Here is a 17,347-nt window from a genome sequence, read left to right on the forward strand (position 1 = left end):
TAAAACTTATTATACGAGGAGTGTAATTAAATGAAAATGGTCCGTCTTTGTTTATTGTTCATTTTGCTATGTGGGTTAATTTATCCATTAGTGACAACAGCTGCTGCTCAACTAATTTTTCCGAAGCAAGCAAAGGGAAGTCTAGTATATGATGAAGATAATATAATAGGTTCTGAATTAATTGCACAACAATTTACAACGAAGCAGTATTTTCACGGAAGAATATCATCGATTCAAAATGATGGAGCTGCTAGTGGTTCTACTAATTATGCACCATCCAATAAAGACTTACTCAAACGAGTAAAAGAATCGATTGACACCTTAAAAAGAGAAAATCCTGGAATAAAAACAAGCGATATTCCATTGGATTTGATTACGAATTCAGGATCAGGACTTGACCCGGAAATTTCTATTAAGGCGGCTGAATTTCAGATTTCCCGAGTTTCAAAAGAATCTGGAATTTCTGAGGAAAAACTTCATCTATTAATTAATCAGTATAAAGAAAAAAGGTCCTTAGGACTATTTGGAGAACCCAGAATTAATGTATTAACTCTTAACCTAGCATTGATGGATTTACTGGAGCATGAAGAGTAGACATTTTATGGTAATCTAAACTTTGGTCTTTGGGGTGATTGAAATGTTTGTAAGTGATAATTTTAGTTTTAGAAGAAAAACCCCCGAGGAAATTCTTCAGGAAATTGAACGATTAAACAAAGGTAAATTAAAGTTATATATTGGCTCTGCACCTGGAGTTGGGAAAACCTATCGAATGCTCCTTGAAGCTCATGACTTAAGAAATGAAGGAATTGATGTAGTGATTGGTTTCATCGAAACACATAATCGTCATGAAACTGAGAAACTTATTCAGAACCTTGAAATAGTGCCATTAAAGGACATTTCATATAAGGGTAAAATCTTTAAAGAGCTAAACCTAGAAAAAATTATTGAAAGAAACCCTGATGTCGTCATCATTGACGAACTAGCACATACAAATGTTCCGGGTTCTTCTAATGAAAAACGATATGCAGACGTTCAGGAGATTCTAACTTACGGGATAAACGTTATCTCCGCCGTGAATATTCAGCATTTAGAAAGTTTACATGATATTGTTCAACAAATAACAGGGGTTCAAGTGAGAGAACGAATTCCTGATTTTATTTTAAATTCTGCTCATGAGGTAATCCTTGTCGATGTGACGCCCGAATTATTACAAAAGCGTTTGAAAGAGGGAAAGATTTATACGGCCAATAAGATTGACCAGGCACTGCAAAACTTTTTTACTAAATGGAATTTATCAGCATTAAGAGAATTGTCACTACGTGAAGTCGCTAATGATGTAGATGAAAAAGCTGAAAAGGAAAATTTCATTCCCCATGGAACAAGTGAAAAAATTTTAGTTTGCATTCAGAATGATCTAAATGCAGAAAAGCTTATTAGAAGAGGATGGCGTATCGCCAGTCGTTTAAAATCAGCTCTCTATATTTTTCATGGAACCTATAAAAGCATGGACATCATGAATAGTAAGGAGAGGAAAAACATACTCGTATGGGAACAGTTGGCACTAGAATTCAATGCACAATTTATTGTAGAAGAAATGACCAATAAAAAGATTGCAAAAGTAATAACAGATATCTCAAAAAAATACAATATTACTCAAATTATTTTAGGTCAATCAGCAAGGTCACGGTTTGAGGAAATAACAAAAGGCTCCATCGTAAATGAAATAATGCGATTAACATCTGGAATTGACATTCACATAGTAGCCTAAACAAAGTTTGTTTTAGTCAAAGATATCTTCGAAAAATGTAAACTTCACCGACATGTATAAATAAACCATTCCGAGAGAAAACTTCTCCCGGAATGGTTTCATTACCCAATCATAAATCTTCCCTTTGGATAACGATAAAGTTCTTTAGTTTGTTTATGTGTTAAGGCAATAGCAATTGTCAGTGGACCTAATCGGCCAATAAACATCGTTATTGAAATAATAATTTTCCCTAGTATGGAAAGCTCCGGAGTAAGCCCCATTGATAGTCCGACCGTTCCAAAGGCCGAGGTTGCTTCAAATAAGATAACCTCGAAGTTTTTCTCTGTTTCAGTTATCGAAAGAAGCATCGTGACGATCACAACGACTGTAAAGCCAATTAATGCTACAGTGATTGCCTTATAAATCATCGTGGGAACTAAGCGTTGGCGAAAGAAAACGACATCTTCCTTCCCTCTCATTTGTGCCCAAGCTGCTCCTAATAACGTAACAAAGGTTGTCGTTTTAATTCCGCCACCCGTTGAGCCTGGAGAAGCACCAATAAACATTAAGATAATAAGTAAAAATATCGTGGAATCAGTTAAATCAGGGATGTTCACTGTATTTGCCCCCGCCGTTCTTGCTGTAACCGATTGGAAAAGGGAAGCGAGGATTTTTCCACTTGAAGAAAGCGGTTGTAGTGTCTTAGGATTACTATATTCTAATAAGAAAATAAACATTGTCCCAAATAATACTAAAGCTCCGGTCGTGCAAAGTACCACTTTACTATGTAACGAAAATCTACGGAAGGATTTATGTTCAAGGAAATCATGAACAACAATAAATCCAATTCCCCCTAGAATAATTAATGATGAGATCACCAAAGTTACAACAGGGTCTGATACGTATCCTGTTAAACTCCGGAATCCGCCCATTAAATCAAAGCCTGCATTATTAAAGTTAGAAATGGAATGAAAAACTCCGAAATATATCGCTTTTGCAAGGGGCATATCAAATGAAAAACGGATACTTAATAAAATTGCTCCTAGCCCTTCCGTAATTAGCGTAAAGAAAAGGACTGTTTTAACTAGTCGGACTACCCCCTGAGTAGAAACCACATTTAATGCTTCTTGTAACAATAATCGTTCCTTCAAAGAGATCTTTCTTCCAATTAACAGGGCGAATAAAGTTGCAAAGGTCATAAACCCAAGTCCCCCAATTTGAATTAAGGCCAACACAGTCATTTGTCCAAATACAGTAAAGGTTGTTCCAGTATCAACAACAACGAGACCTGTAACACATGTTGCAGAAGTTGCTGTAAATAAGGCATTAATCCAGCTTAACCCCTTCCCATCCTGTGTAGCGATAGGTAATTGAAGAAGCAAACAACCAATGAATATAATTACAACAAAACCAAGGATTAATATTTTTGGAGGTGAAAGCTTTAAGCGTTTATACAGATTATTTATCATCGTTTTCGTCCCTTTTTCAAGAATCTTAAGAATAGTTTACAATGACCCTTTTCTTTAATTATTTTTCTATTATATTTGAAAATTATTGAATTTCATATATGTTCATATTCCCCTTTTCAAAAAATTTAATTACAAATATTAATTACCTTATTTTATTGACAGAAACCAATTTATCAATTATCTTTAATTCAAGATATTTAATATACGAAATTATTTTTGGGGAAATAAGAGATAAAATATGTACAAAAGGAGTTGGACACTATGCAACTAAAAGGAATCCATCACGTATCTGCATTTACTGCAAATGCGCAAAATAATTTTTATTTCTATACAAAAACACTTGGAATGCGCTTAATCAAAAAAACTGTAAATCAAGATGATGTTTCGGTTTATCATTTATTTTACGGTGATGAACTAGGTAATGCCGGTACAGAGCTCACCTTTTTTGAAATCCCACATGCGGCAAGGAATCATGACGGAAATAATAGTATTTCTGAAATATCATTACGTGTAAAAAATAATCAAGCATTGGCATTTTGGAAAAATCGATTTGAAGAGTTGGCGATCGAACATAGTGAAATTGAAGAAGTTTTTAATCGGAAAGCCCTTCGATTTAAAGATTTTGAGGGGCAGCGACTCATTCTTGTTTCAGATGAAAATAATCAAGGCGTGGCAGCCGGCACTCCTTGGGGGAAAAGTCCAATTCCAAATGAATATGGGATTATTGGATTAGGACCCGTAAAATTAACCGTTCCGAATAGTGAACCCACTGTAGAGGTACTTACTGACATAATGGGATTCAGTCTAAAAGGAAAGTACCCTTCGGCGGTTCACGGTCAGCCAGATGTTCTCGTTTATGAAACCGGTGAAGGTGGAACAGGAGCCGAAGTTCATATCGAGGAAAGAACAGATTTGCCAAGAGAAAGATTGGGACGTGGAGGGGTACATCACGTTGCATTCCGGGTGGACAATGAAGAGGAATTAAAGGAATGGGTTCAAAAAATAAAAGGGGAGAGAATGCCAAACTCCGGATTTGTAGATCGATTTTATTTCAAATCTTTATACTATCGAGAGCCGAATGGTATTTTGTTTGAGCTTGCAACGGATGGGCCAGGCTTTGCAACAGATGAGGATATTGAGCACTTAGGAGAAAGATTAGCATTACCACCATTTTTGGAACAAAAACGCAGTCAAATTGAAGCGAACTTAAAGCCGCTAGACACAAAACAATCATAAACAAAACTACTTGATTTTTCTTTTGTAGCTTGCTTATAAATGGGAAAGTCGAAAGATTAGATTATGAACCAGAAGATCAGATCAAAAATGAATAGGAAAAATGGTTAGGTACGGGAGCACATTACATTAAATGGTGCTCCCAATTTTTTTGTCTAAATACAGAGTGCTAGACACAATGGATCGAGCACTATGTGCAATAAGAAATTGAGCCAAATAATAAGTCGTCATGATTAATACATTTGAATATGGAATGTTTGCGACAAACATATTCCATGATAGGATGGAATCAGAAATAACGAATAAAATACTGCCTATGCTCGCCCATATGTTACCGGTCATGATTGCCGACCAAGTCATTAATGAAATAACAATTACATAGAAGATTACAGGAATGACAAGTGAAGCATTTCCATTTTGAATAATTGCTGTAATTAATTCCTTTCCCATGAAAAAGGAATAACAAACAATCGGAATAATGGAAACGAAACGGAGCCATGAAAACCGCCAATTGCTAAAAAAAGCACCCATATAAAAAAGGTGTCCAATAAGAAAAGCGGATAGTCCAACGATAAACCAATGAAGAGTTCCATCACCAAGCATACAGAAGAATAATCCACAAATAATGGTCCAATAGGTTTTTGATGACGTGGATGGGCGATGTAAATAAGCATAGCTAATAATTAACCACATCGGAATTAGTTTGAACAAAATCTTAATTAGCATTGGATGTTCTGGGATGAAAAAAATATACAAAACGCTCATTATTAAGATAAAGATTGGTAACAAATACTTTTTCAATTTGATCCCCGCCTAACGAAATATAATTCAGATAATTCCTAATCTTATAGTACCAAATTGATTCTTAAAGTAGAATGAAAATAAAAACTTTTTACTTGAAAGGGGAATTATGAAAGTGTTTATTAGAAGAGCAGAGATACTCGATGCAGTTGGAATCGCGAAAGTTCATGTAGATAGCTGGAAGACAACCTACAAAAACATCGTACCGGATTCTTTTTTAGATAATCTATCCTATGAACAACGGACAGAATTATGGAAAAAGAATATTAGTGAAGAAGGGAACGATGTTTTTGTTGCCGAAAATGATGAGGGTGAAATTGTAGGATTTGTCAGCGGTGGTAAAAGAGGAAATAATCATACAGAAAATGCGGGGGATCTTACTGCTATTTATATTCTCGAATCGTATCAAGGAATGGGAATTGGAAGAAAGCTAGTGGAACCGATGTTCAATCAATTTGAGAAATTAGGATATACGACAATATTTGTGGAAGTATTAGAACAAAATAAATCCCTCCATTTTTACGAGGCATTAGGAGCAAAATGGTTCGATTCTAAGAAAATTACAATAGGTGGTGCTGAATTGAATCTATTAATTTATAAGTGGGAGTTGGAGCGTAAAATCGGTTTATGAAAGGAGTATAACATGGAAAGAATCGCAGGAAAAACTGTTGAAGAATGGGAAAAGAACTATCCTTTAATTAAGCAAATGATTTCAACCGAAGAAGTATTTTGGACAAATCCGAAATACGGAACATTTAAAGAAGCAATGAAACATATATCCTTGAGTGAAAAAGATGTAAAAGAAGCAGAACAAAGATTACTACGTTTTTCTTCTTATATTGCGCAAGTGTTTCCTGAAACAAAAGAAATGAATGGGATCATCGAATCTCCTACTGTCGAGATTCCTCATATGCAAAAAGTGCTTGAAAGTAAAATGAAAAAAACAATGGAAGGAAGACTTTTGCTCAAATGTGATAGTCATCTTGCCATATCAGGATCAATAAAAGCAAGAGGGGGAATATACGAAGTATTAAAACATGCCGAAGACCTCGCCATCGAAGCAAATATGCTAACGTTTAAAGATGACTATTCTATGATTGATAGTGAGAGGTTTAGAAAATTTTATTCACAATACTCGATTGTCGTCGGCTCAACAGGAAATTTAGGGTTAAGTATTGGGATCATGAGTGCGAAGCTTGGATTTAGCGTAACCGTACATATGTCTGCTGATGCGAAGCAATGGAAAAAAGACCTGTTAAGAAGTAAAGGAGTAAATGTAGTAGAACATCCATCCGATTATAGTAAAGCAGTAGAAGAAGGGAGAAAGCAAGCAGAACAAAATCCTAACGGCTATTTTATTGATGATGAAAATTCGACTACTTTATTTTTAGGGTATGCAGTTGCAGCGTTTCGATTAAAAGAACAATTTGACAAGATGGATATTAAAGTGGATGAGGAGCATCCATTATTTGTTTATCTTCCATGTGGAGTTGGGGGCGGACCAGGCGGAGTAGCTTTCGGGCTTAAATTAGTATTTAAAGACCATGTTCACTGCTTTTTTGCTGAGCCGACCCATTCTCCTTGCATGCTTCTAGGATTAATGACAGAACAGCATGATCATATATCAGTACAAGAATTTGGAATTGATAATGTAACAGCAGCGGATGGACTCGCTGTTGGAAGACCATCACGATTTGTCGGTAAAACATTGGAAAATCTAATTAGCGGAGTATATACAGTAAGTGATGAACACTTATATGCTTTACTTAGCACTTTAGCCGATACAGAGGGGATGTATTTAGAACCTTCGGCGTTGGCGGGAGTAGCCGGACCGATTCGACTATTTAATGATCGGTCGGGACTAAAGTATTTGGAAGACCAATTTGTATTAGGAAAAATGCGAAATGCAGTTCATCTTGCTTGGGGCACAGGCGGGAGTATGGTCCCGAAGGAAGTGATGGAAACCTATTATCAAAGAGGATTGCAATTCCAATTAGGAAAATAATTACTTCGAAAAAACAAACCGGTTCGAATAAAGAACGGGTTCACTTTTGAGGTGCAAACATTGTAAAACACATAGGAAAACGCACTTGAATTCACACTATGATTCACAGTGCGTTTTTTACTGATTTATCAACATTTTGGTGAATTTTAATTGTTAATTGTTTCCTGAATCACATAGTAAAAACACGGAGTATGAAATAATTATTGGAGGTGTGTGAGTTTTTTGTGATTTAGTATGTGGATTATGTTGTGATTACAGGGGTTGTTGGATTTAATTTTAATGGATAAATTTCCCGGGCACACAGATTCCTACATGATTAGCGGTCTTAGAAGACCCCACAGATGCATTTTTACCTCGCGAAGGCTACCTGAAATGTATCCAAATGAGGTTAACTAGATTTCTTACCTTAATTGAAGAAACCAGTGATATTTAATAAGCGGAGATTTTCCGCTTAAACTACAAAATAGAGTCCTGGTTCAGGGATATAAGCGGAGATTTTCCGGTTAGGCAAAGAAAAAATACCCATTTTTACGTTTTTCGAGTCAATAGGCGGAATTTCTTCGTCTATTTAGGTCATTTTCAGTGAAATTTATTAATTAAGGGAAATTTCTCCGCTTATTTTTCAAACTTGCTAGGGCATATACTGAACTTATACAACTGGTTAGTAAAATTAAAAAAAAGGCATGGGATATTTGTATCCCTACACCTTTTTGACTGTGCAATATACTGTGAATTGTGTTGTGAAATTTATGTGATTATGTTTGTGATTTAGCGTTTTGCACCTAACAAGTGAACCCGTTATTCGAATAAACCGGTTTGTCTTTTCTCAATCTTCTTTAGAGTTCTTACCTTTATTTCGTTTATTTCCCTTACTGTTATCCCCGCTAAAAGGATCCTGGCCTTGTGATTGGGGTGCGTTTTGATTTTTACTTCCTTTGTTAAATTTTTTTGTCATGAACACCATCTCCTTTCTTATTTCCATTTCAGTTTGTCCTTATTTGATGTACAGCATTCTATTATTTCTGCTCAGCAGAAACCTTTTCCGCTTCCCAGTAAAATTCGCTGTACACGTCAGCAATAGCTTCTGCTGTACGATACAATTCATCAAGATTATTATCAACGCCACCGATTTCGAATAGCATCGCATTTTTAGCCAGATCTTGATTATACTTTCCATTTCCTTGATTATACCCTTTGATCATTACACCATGAAGCATAATACCGGGATATTTTTTCTCCATTTGTTTAGCAAATTTTAAAGCAAAGCTTCGATTTTTTTCAAAGTTGTTCACTTCTTTTCCAACAATAATAGAAATTTTGGCATATGGCTTCCCATTAATTTTAGTTGTTGTTAATTTTCGTGGTTGAGAATCCCTATGAATATCAATTATATTCGTAATATCTTTATTTCTGGATAAAGTGGATGCAACCATACTTCTTGATAAGGTGTAGGCATCATTTACAGACCATCCTTTGGCATGAAGTGCTTCTGCCATATTAGTTTTATCATGCACCACACCAATCCCACGCTCTTCAAGTTCTTCGGTTAGTTTTTTTCCAACCGCAACGACATTTACCTTTTCATTATTACTTGAAACTGCCCCATTTTTCAAAAGTGGTTTAAATGACTCATAGCTATGCGTGTGGTAAATATATACAACTTTTCTGCCATTTGTCGTCATTTTAGGTTTCTTTTTATTTGTTTCAGGAACGTCAGATTTAATATTTTCCTCATTAATTTCATTATCTTTCAGCACTTCTTCAAGAGGAGGAGAAGATTCAACAGGTAAATTCGTATAATCCGCCCCTTTTCCGGCAAAAAAGATTTCCGCATCATAGGAGTAAAATCCGGGCAGCTCTCTGCCAAGTAAGCTCCGAATATCACCAGGCTTCAAATTTGTAGCTGCATTAAAAACAACTGTCGATATTTTCGGCGGCTTACTTTTTTCCGGTAATACTTCATGTACTTGTGAAAATTCCAATCCCATTAAATAAACAAAGTTTTCCGGAGAGAAGTTTTTCATGGATTGACTTACATAGGAGGAAGTAAAATATTTGCTCCCTACTGAGGTTAGAAGGCTGGAAATAAATAAAATCGCTGCTACAAGTAAAAAGGGGACAATAAATGGTGTCCGTTTCTTCATCAACTCACCTCGTGATTCATGTTATTCTATTTATATGTTTGTAAAAATTTTAGTAGAATCACAAAATGGAATAGGAGAAATGAAAAAAACGCCTGTAGGTTCAGGCGTTTTTCTTAATGATTATCAAGTTGTAAAAAACTTCTTCGCTTTTTCAAAGTACTCCATGTCCTCATCGAGTAATTCTTCTTCGTGGAAGATAGCGTCAACCGGGCAAACTGCTTGGCATGCACCGCAATCAATACAAATATCCGGATCGATGTAAAATTGATCCTTTCCTTCAGCAATACAATCGACTGGGCAAACCTCTACACATTCTGCAGCTTTCTCTCCTTGACAAGGAAATGTAATTACAAAAGCCATATAAACTGACCACCTTTACATGATTTCTCATTAGAAACTGGAATGAGAATGATTATAGTTAGATAAAACAGAGCCAATTGGTTCTCAATTCATTATACTATCAATCAGGATATATTTATCCTATATTCTAGCATATAAAAAATTCAATCATTTTATTTATGATTTAATGATTTTTGCATGAAAACGACTTGATGTGCAAGTCCGTTTATACGTTGAATGACATTTTGATCGATGATTTCATTGCTTGAATTGAAATGGGTATCGTGAACATAGACATAATTCGGTGCAACAAATGATCGAAAAAATCCCGCAATTGGTTTTAATTGGTTTTCAATGACTAAGTAATGTTGGTATGTTCCCCCTGTTGCTGCAAAACCGATGACTTTCCCGCTAAATGCATCGACCGGTACTAAATCAAACAAGTTTTTCAATGCTCCCGTCATCGACGCTTGATAAATTGGTGTTCCAATAATGTAAAAATCAGCTGAAGACACGATATCAATAACGGTTTTCGTATCCCCCGTATACGTAGATGGGTTCCGGCCATCACAAAATTGAACATCGTATTTTTGTAAATCTAATAATTCGATCTCTATTTCAGGGAATTGTTCTTTGGCGGATTGAAGTATTTTTTCAACAACTAACCTTGTTCTTTCACCTGAAATAGTACCAGAAATTCCAAGTAGTTTCATGTTAATCTCCTTAATTATGTAGTAGTACTTCTAAAATATGCAAGGCATACCGATAAGCTACACTTTTTATATATTTTTGTATAAAATGTTGTTATAATCAATATAACAAAATAAACTACTTCGTACAACGAAAAAATTCGGAGGTGAGAAAGTTGGAAAAAAAATCTTCAACGAGGGATCAACTTCTTCATTTATTAAAAAGATATAAAAAATTAAGTGTGGTTGATTTGGAATCTCATCTTGAAATTACCGGAATGGCGGTAAGACGCCATTTAAATAATTTAGAAAATGAACGATTGATCCAATCCGAAACAATACGGAAATCGATGGGAAGACCTGTCCAAGTGTATTTTTTGACAAAAACGGGCGAAAATCAATTTCCAAAAAGCTATTCGAGTATAACAGTTGAATTTCTGGAAGACATTGAAGAAATGAACGGACAAGAGATGATAGATACGTTATTCCAAAACCGTGAACGACGATTAGAAAATAAATATAAAGAGCGTATTCAACACAATCAATTAAAGGATCGGGTAGCGGAACTGGCTAATATTCAAAACGAAAACGGGTATATGGTGGAGTGGGTTGAAAAAGAGGATGGTACTTTTGAATTAACGGAGTATAATTGTCCTATTTTTGACGTTGCTAGAAAGTACCAAAAAGCATGTTCATGTGAGCACTCTTTATTTCAAAAGATATTAAAAACAAATGAAATTGAACAAGTGTGCTGCATGTCTAAAGGCGGCGATCATTGTAAATACGTGATTAAAGAAAAGTAACATTCTTATGTGGAGGTTATTCAATCTATCCGGTGAGAGAAGCAACCAGCCCAACTTGGTCGCCAAAGCCCCGGAATGAAGCCCAAGAGCGAAGCAAAAAGTCCAACTTGGTCGCCAAAGCCTTGGAATGAAGCCCAAGAACGGAGCAACGAGTCCAACTTGGTAGTCAAAACCCCGGAATGGAGCCCAAGAACGAAGCAATCAGCCCAACTTGGTCGCCAAAGCCCTGGAATGAAGCTCAAGAACGAAGCAACCAGCTCAACTTGGTAGTCAAAGCCCTGGAATGAAGCCCAAGAACGAAGCAACGAGTCCAACTTGGTAGTCAAAACCCCATTAAGAAATTTATAGAAACGAAGCTACTTTACACGAATATTTCCAGATCCATTCTAATAGTTTTTTTTGCTTATGAAAATATTTCTTTAATGACATAAAAATCCCTTCCATGTATGATAAAGAAAAATAAGCTGGTACTTGGAGGGAGCTTTTAACATGAATAAAATACTTGTAGTCGATGATGAACCTTCAATCGTTACACTTTTAAAATTCAACTTAGAACAAGCGGGATTTTCCGTTATTACTGCCGCAAATGGTACCGAAGGCTATGAACTTGCCTTGAAGGAACAATTTAGTTTTATCGTTTTAGATTTAATGCTGCCTGGAATGGATGGAATGGAAATTTGTAAAAGACTTCGCCAGGAAAAAATAAAAACTCCAATCTTAATGCTGACAGCTAAAGGGGATGAATTGGACAAGATTCTCGGACTTGAGCTCGGTGCAGATGATTATTTAACAAAACCATTTAGTCCTAGAGAGGTTGTTGCTAGAGTAAAGGCAATCTTACGAAGAACAACGGAAACGAATGAAGCAAATGAAACCGAAGAACCGCATTATACAATCGGCCATTTGAAGGTATATCCGGAGCAATTTGAAGCTTATTTTAAAAGTGAGAAGCTAGAACTAACACCGAAGGAATTTGAACTTCTGCTCTATTTATCAAGTAATAGAGGGAAAGTTTTAAGCAGGGATCAACTGTTAGATTCGGTATGGAATTATGATTATGCAGGAGATACTAGAATTGTGGATGTCCACATTAGTCATTTACGCGAAAAAATTGAAGAAGATACGAAACAACCACAATATATTAAAACGATAAGAGGCTTTGGATATAAAATGGAAGGACCGAAAAATGAATAAACTTTGGTTGAAAATTTCTTTTCGTTTTTTATTGCTATTGTTTTTTGTCCTACTAGCGATAGGTTTTTTTATCGGAGATTTGATGAAAAATACTTATATGGATATGACAAGGAATCAATTATTTCAAGATGCAAATATTGTATCTGAATTTATTAATTCAAAAGAAATTCGAAAACAATCCAATGAATTGCAAGAAAAGGTCGAAAGCTTTTATGCCGAAAACCAACCTAGAATTACCATCATTGATGCGAACGGTGACGTGATAGCGGATTCTGAAGATAACCCGGCAAAGATGGAAAGTCATGCGAATCGTCCCGAGTTTAAAGATATTATCAAACGGCATAAGAAAAATGCTGAGTCCATTAGATTTAGTGAAACCCTTGGTTACAATATGATGTATGTGGCCACTCCTATTCAAAACGATGATCAAGTAGTCGGAGTAATAAGAGTTGCGTTTACATTGCAAAATATTGATCATGCTATAAAAAAATTGTGGCTAAGTCTTGGTTTAGCGATGGGAATTACATTAATTTTAGCAAGTATTATTGCCATTAGCTTAGCGAAAGGAATTACAAGACCGATTGAAGATATTATCCAAGTAGCTAGAAGACTTTCTGAAAAAGATTATAGTAGCAGAGTAAGGGCGAAAACAAACGGGGAACTGGAGCAGCTTTCGATCGCTATCAATACATTAGCGAAAAGCTTACAGCACCAGATGGAGGAAATTAGCGAAAATCAGCAAAAATTAACTGGTGTGCTAACCAATATGGTTAGTGGCGTCATGCTAATCAATCCGGAAGGCCGCATCGTTCTTGTAAATCCAGCTATGGAAAAAATTATTGGATCAACGGCCGATCAATTAAGAGGTAAACTACATATTGAAGCAGGCAAAAGCTTTGGTCTTAGTCAATTAATTGATCAATCATTAAAGAAAAAAATAAAAATTCATGATGAAGTGCAAATGTATTACCCCGATCAAAGAATTTTGGATGCTCATTTAGCACCCTATTTAGGGGCAAATGGAGAAATAAAAGGAATCATTACGGTCCTTCATGATATAACGGACATTCGGAGATTGGAGAAAATGCGTAGCGAATTTGTTGCTAATGTTTCGCATGAATTAAAAACACCTATTACTTCTTTGAAAGGATTTGCAGAAACATTGCTAGATGGTGCAATGTATGATCCCGAAATAGCAAAATCCTTCTTAACGATTATTCATGATGAAAGTGAGCGGCTCCATCGTTTAATTACCGATATTCTTCACTTATCAAAAATTGAACAGCATCAGCTTCCATTTCATCCCGAGCCATTAAATGTAACAGGTGTCATTTACGAAACGATCGATACGATTCAAGAAGAAATTAATAAAAAACAATTAACTATCAAACTTCCTAATCAAAAACCAGTCATCATTGATGCGGAAAAGGATCGTTTGCAGCAAATTATATTGAATCTTGTTGCCAATGCTGTGACCTATACTCCTGACAAAGGAACAATTGAAATTGGGATTGTGGAAAAAGACGACCAAATTGAGTTAACTGTGAAAGATACTGGTATTGGAATTTCGAAAGAAGAATTGCCACGCATTTTTGAACGTTTCTATCGAGTGGATAAAGCTCGCTCACGTAATTCAGGAGGAACTGGACTTGGACTTGCGATTGTCAAACATCTAGTCGAATCCCACCATGGTTCTATCCAAGTAGATAGTGAAGAAGGCAAGGGAACACTATTTACAATAACCCTTCCTAAAAAACAAAATAGGTAGATTTTCTCGAAATTCTATCAAACACATCCGATTATGGATGTGTTTTTTTATTGCAATGTTAAGTCGCTTTGCAAATTTTTACATTTGGTTGATTGAAGCGGAAAAGCGAGCACCTGCAGCGGAAATCAACCCCCTTGTTTAACAGATTCTAATTTACAATATCTTAACATTTCATTAATACACGCTTAATACCCATAGATTATCTTAATCTTGTAAGAAAAATCACCTAAAAAACTAGGGGGCAAAAGTAGATGAGAAAAAGAGTCTTAGCATTATTTAGTATGTTACTAGTGTTTGCAATTTTCGCAGCCGGATGTGGAAGCAATAATGAAACAGGCTCGAAAGCAAATGCAGAAGGTGGAGATAAAGAATCAACAAAAGGCTCAATCACTGCAGTTGGATCAAGTGCATTACAACCATTGGTTGATGAAGCAGCAAATCAATATATGAGTACAAATCAAGGGGCTACCATTAATGTCCAAGGAGGCGGAAGTGGTACGGGCCTAAGCCAAATTAGTGAAGGTGCAGTAGATATCGGTAACTCTGATATTTTTGCAGAAGAAAAGGATGGCATTGATGCAAGTAAACTTGTTGACCATAAAGTCGCAGTAGTAGGCATGGGGCCAGTAGTAAATAAAGATGCAGGTGTAGAAGACATTACGAAGAAACAACTTATTGACATCTTTACAGGAAAAATTAAAAACTGGAAAGATGTCGGCGGTAAAGATGTGAAAATTGTCATTATCAACCGTGCGGAAGGATCTGGAACAAGAGCAGTATTTGAAAAGCATGCACTTGATGGAGCAACACCTGCTAAAGCACAAGAACAAGATTCATCTGGTACTGTTCAAAAAATTGTTAGTGAAACACCAGGAGCGATTAGTTATCTAGCATTCTCTTATTTCAATGATTCGATTCAACCATTAAAAGTGGATGGCGTTGCACCAACGGAAGCAAATGTAGAAACAAATGATTGGAAAATCTGGGCGTATGAACATATGTACACAAACGGTGAGCCTAAAGGATTAGCAAAAGAATTTTTAGACTTCATCCTAAGTGATGACATTCAATCTTCAGTTATTCCGAAACTAGGTTATATTCCAGTGACAGGAATGAAAGTAGAACGTGATGCAGATGGGAATATAAAGAATAAATAGGTAACTTATAGGATTAGAACTTCCATTCATTAGTCGAAAGCTAAGAATGGAAGTTTCATTGATTGTAAGAAAAAGGGAGAAGTATTCGTTTTTTATGCTTGTGTTAGCTGCTAGAATCATTTTCTTCAAGAAACTGACACATGTCTTTGAAAGGGGAAAGTATCTTGGAATTAAAGGATATAAAGATGACTGAAAAACAGTGGAATTCTTCAACTAAGATTTGGACTGAAAAAAGGGGGAGAATTCTCACATTTACTTCTGTTTCTATCATGATTATGATTGCGATTTCCATTTTATATTTTGTTGCATCAAAAGGGTTTAGCACTTTTACAGTTAATAAAGCAAGTATCGTTGACTTTTTTACAGGACTAGAGTGGAAGCCTGGTAGTTTAAATGAATTAGGAAAACCAATTGTAGGGGCGTTGCCGCTTATTTTCGGTTCCTTTGCAGTTACTCTTTTAGCAGCCATTATTTGCTCACCACTTGCTATTGGTGCAGCGATATTTATGACAGAAATTTCACCAAAGTTTGGGAAGAAAGTGTTGCAGCCAGTTATAGAGCTTCTTGTTGGAATCCCATCAGTTGTATATGGATTTGTTGGCTTAAGTGTCGTTGTTCCTTTCTTGAGAGAGCATCTAGGAGGAAGTGGATTTGGCATTGCAGCAGGAACAATCGTTTTGACAGTGATGATTTTACCGACAATTACAAGTCTTTCAATGGATGCCATCGAAGCCGTCCCAATGCAAATAAGAGAAGCTTCTTTAGCATTAGGTGCAACACGCTGGCAAACCATTTACCGAGTTATTCTTAAGACTTCATTACCTGGCTTATTGACAGCGATCGTTTTCGGAATGGCTCGTGCATTTGGTGAAGCTTTAGCCGTACAGATGGTTATTGGAAACTCTACCGTCATACCGACTTCATTAGTAGAACCTGCTTCAACATTAACGAGTATTTTAACAATGGGAATGGGTTATACCGTCATGGGGAAAGCAGAGAATAATGCTTTATGGTCATTAGCATTAATGTTATTGCTCATGTCACTAGTCTTTATCATTATTATTCGCATCTTAGGTCGCAGGAGGGTTTACTAATGAATGCAAAACTCGTCGATCGTATGGCAACCGTTATTTTTTACGCAATTGCCGCTGTTATTGTCTTGCTTCTAGCTGGATTATTTGGCTATATTCTCGTCAACGGGGTCGGAAATATAAGTTGGAAGTTTATTACATCACCTCCACAATCGTTTCAGGCAGGTGGGGGAATTGGACCACAGCTCTTTAATTCATTTTATTTACTCGTTTTAACAATGATCATCAGCATTCCATTATCATTAGGTGCTGGAATATATATGTCTGAATATGCAAAGAAAAATGTATTTACCGATATTCTTCGCACTGTGATTGAAGTATTGTCATCCCTTCCGTCCATTGTCGTTGGTTTGTTTGGATTTTTATTCTTCGTCATTTATATGGGGTGGGGGTTCTCGATATTAACTGGTGCACTCGTCCTTACGATATTTAACTTACCGTTAATGGTTAGTGTAGTTGAAACCTCTTTGAAAGGTGTATCCAATGCACAGCGGGAAGCAGGACTTGCCCTTGGCATTTCGAAATGGGAAACGATCAAAAAAATATTACTTCCAGCAGCCATCCCTGGTATTGTTACCGGAATTATTCTTGCATCGGGGAGAGTATTCGGTGAAGCGGCCGCGTTAATATATACAGCCGGAATGAGTACGCCGATTCTCGACTTTTCAAATTGGAATCCATTTAGCCCGACATCACCACTTAATCCGATGAGACCAGCAGAAACACTTGCCGTTCATATTTGGAAAATTAATTCAGAAGGATTAATGCCTGATGTAAAAGAGGTATCGAGTGGCACATCCGCGTTGCTTATCATCTTAATCTTACTCTTTAACCTTGCAGCACGATGGATTGGAAAACTTATCTATAAAAGAATGACATCTTCTTAATAGCAAACGAAGGAGTGGAA

At 36.2% G+C, this 17,347-nt stretch carries 17 protein-coding genes; 11 read left to right on the top strand and 6 right to left on the bottom strand.

The window, feature by feature from the left end; genetic code table 11:
• The first annotated feature begins 30 nt into the window (after positions 1-30).
• Both kdpC and kdpDN read left to right on the top strand, forming a co-directional pair.
• Positions 31-594 carry a potassium-transporting ATPase subunit KdpC gene (gene kdpC, locus B5V89_RS11035; protein WP_108071984.1) on the top strand — a complete coding sequence of 188 codons (564 nt, stop codon included), beginning with the start codon at positions 31-33 and terminating at the stop codon, positions 592-594.
• A gap of 43 nt (positions 595-637) precedes the next feature.
• Positions 638-1,768, top strand: a complete 1,131-nt coding sequence (kdpDN, locus tag B5V89_RS11040; protein WP_108071986.1) for a KdpD-like non-kinase potassium sensor — start codon at positions 638-640, stop codon at positions 1,766-1,768.
• Between the two features lie 101 nt (positions 1,769-1,869).
• On the opposite strand, the gene B5V89_RS11045 is transcribed toward kdpDN, so the two are convergent.
• Positions 1,870-3,216 carry a TrkH family potassium uptake protein gene (locus B5V89_RS11045; protein WP_108071988.1) on the bottom strand — a complete coding sequence of 449 codons (1,347 nt, stop codon included), beginning with the start codon at positions 3,214-3,216 and terminating at the stop codon, positions 1,870-1,872.
• Positions 3,217-3,477: 261 nt separating this feature from the next.
• Between B5V89_RS11045 and B5V89_RS11050 the strand changes: the two genes are divergently transcribed.
• On the top strand, positions 3,478-4,452 hold the full coding sequence (locus B5V89_RS11050; RefSeq protein WP_108071990.1) for a ring-cleaving dioxygenase: 975 nt from the start codon (positions 3,478-3,480) through the stop codon (positions 4,450-4,452).
• A gap of 126 nt (positions 4,453-4,578) precedes the next feature.
• On the opposite strand, the gene B5V89_RS11055 is transcribed toward B5V89_RS11050, so the two are convergent.
• A complete protein-coding gene (locus tag B5V89_RS11055; RefSeq protein WP_244913485.1) occupies positions 4,579-5,250 on the bottom strand; it encodes a lysoplasmalogenase in 672 nt (223 codons plus the stop codon).
• Between the two features lie 115 nt (positions 5,251-5,365).
• On the opposite strand from B5V89_RS11055, the gene B5V89_RS11060 reads away from it, so the two are divergent.
• Positions 5,366-5,881 carry a GNAT family N-acetyltransferase gene (locus B5V89_RS11060; RefSeq protein ID WP_108071992.1) on the top strand — a complete coding sequence of 172 codons (516 nt, stop codon included), beginning with the start codon at positions 5,366-5,368 and terminating at the stop codon, positions 5,879-5,881.
• Between the two features lie 12 nt (positions 5,882-5,893).
• The gene (locus B5V89_RS11065) at positions 5,894-7,255 is read left to right on the top strand and encodes a D-serine ammonia-lyase (RefSeq protein ID WP_108071994.1); all 1,362 of its coding nucleotides are present in this window, start codon (positions 5,894-5,896) and stop codon (positions 7,253-7,255) included.
• Positions 7,256-8,081: 826 nt separating this feature from the next.
• On the opposite strand, the gene B5V89_RS20610 is transcribed toward B5V89_RS11065, so the two are convergent.
• The 4 genes from B5V89_RS20610 to B5V89_RS11080 form a co-directional block, all read right to left on the bottom strand.
• A complete protein-coding gene (locus B5V89_RS20610) occupies positions 8,082-8,210 on the bottom strand; it encodes a hypothetical protein (RefSeq protein ID WP_280523957.1) in 129 nt (42 codons plus the stop codon).
• A 61-nt stretch (positions 8,211-8,271) separates the two neighbouring features.
• The gene (gene spoIIP / locus B5V89_RS11070; RefSeq protein ID WP_108071996.1) at positions 8,272-9,399 is read right to left on the bottom strand and encodes a stage II sporulation protein P; all 1,128 of its coding nucleotides are present in this window, start codon (positions 9,397-9,399) and stop codon (positions 8,272-8,274) included.
• 123 nt (positions 9,400-9,522) lie between these two features.
• Entirely contained in the window at positions 9,523-9,759 is a 237-nt protein-coding gene (locus B5V89_RS11075; RefSeq protein ID WP_066228382.1) for a ferredoxin family protein, read from the bottom strand.
• A gap of 152 nt (positions 9,760-9,911) precedes the next feature.
• A complete protein-coding gene (locus B5V89_RS11080; RefSeq protein ID WP_108071998.1) occupies positions 9,912-10,451 on the bottom strand; it encodes an NADPH-dependent FMN reductase in 540 nt (179 codons plus the stop codon).
• Positions 10,452-10,603: 152 nt separating this feature from the next.
• Here B5V89_RS11080 and B5V89_RS11085 point away from each other — a divergent pair, with 152 nt between their 5' ends.
• From B5V89_RS11085 to pstA, 6 genes are all read left to right on the top strand, one after another.
• Complete coding sequence (locus B5V89_RS11085) at positions 10,604-11,230, top strand: helix-turn-helix transcriptional regulator (RefSeq protein WP_108072000.1); 627 nt, start codon at positions 10,604-10,606, stop codon at positions 11,228-11,230.
• 489 nt (positions 11,231-11,719) lie between these two features.
• Positions 11,720-12,424 (top strand): response regulator transcription factor, encoded by a 705-nt coding sequence (locus B5V89_RS11090; protein ID WP_066228394.1) that lies wholly within the window; start codon positions 11,720-11,722, stop codon positions 12,422-12,424.
• Positions 12,417-14,192, top strand: coding sequence for a two-component system histidine kinase PnpS (gene pnpS, locus B5V89_RS11095; protein WP_066228398.1), 1,776 nt, complete (start codon positions 12,417-12,419; stop codon positions 14,190-14,192). The genes B5V89_RS11090 and pnpS overlap by 8 nt, the downstream gene beginning before the upstream one ends.
• A 251-nt stretch (positions 14,193-14,443) precedes the next feature.
• Positions 14,444-15,349 carry a phosphate ABC transporter substrate-binding protein PstS family protein gene (locus B5V89_RS11100; RefSeq protein WP_108072002.1) on the top strand — a complete coding sequence of 302 codons (906 nt, stop codon included), beginning with the start codon at positions 14,444-14,446 and terminating at the stop codon, positions 15,347-15,349.
• Positions 15,350-15,495: 146 nt separating this feature from the next.
• Positions 15,496-16,443 carry a phosphate ABC transporter permease subunit PstC gene (pstC, locus tag B5V89_RS11105; protein WP_066228457.1) on the top strand — a complete coding sequence of 316 codons (948 nt, stop codon included), beginning with the start codon at positions 15,496-15,498 and terminating at the stop codon, positions 16,441-16,443.
• Complete coding sequence (gene pstA, locus B5V89_RS11110) at positions 16,443-17,327, top strand: phosphate ABC transporter permease PstA (RefSeq protein ID WP_066228402.1); 885 nt, start codon at positions 16,443-16,445, stop codon at positions 17,325-17,327. Before pstC ends, pstA begins: the two co-directional genes overlap by 1 nt.
• Positions 17,328-17,347 lie beyond the last annotated feature (20 nt).

The organism is Heyndrickxia sporothermodurans (assembly GCF_003055045.1).
Lineage (GTDB): Bacteria > Bacillota > Bacilli > Bacillales > Bacillaceae_C > Heyndrickxia > Heyndrickxia sporothermodurans.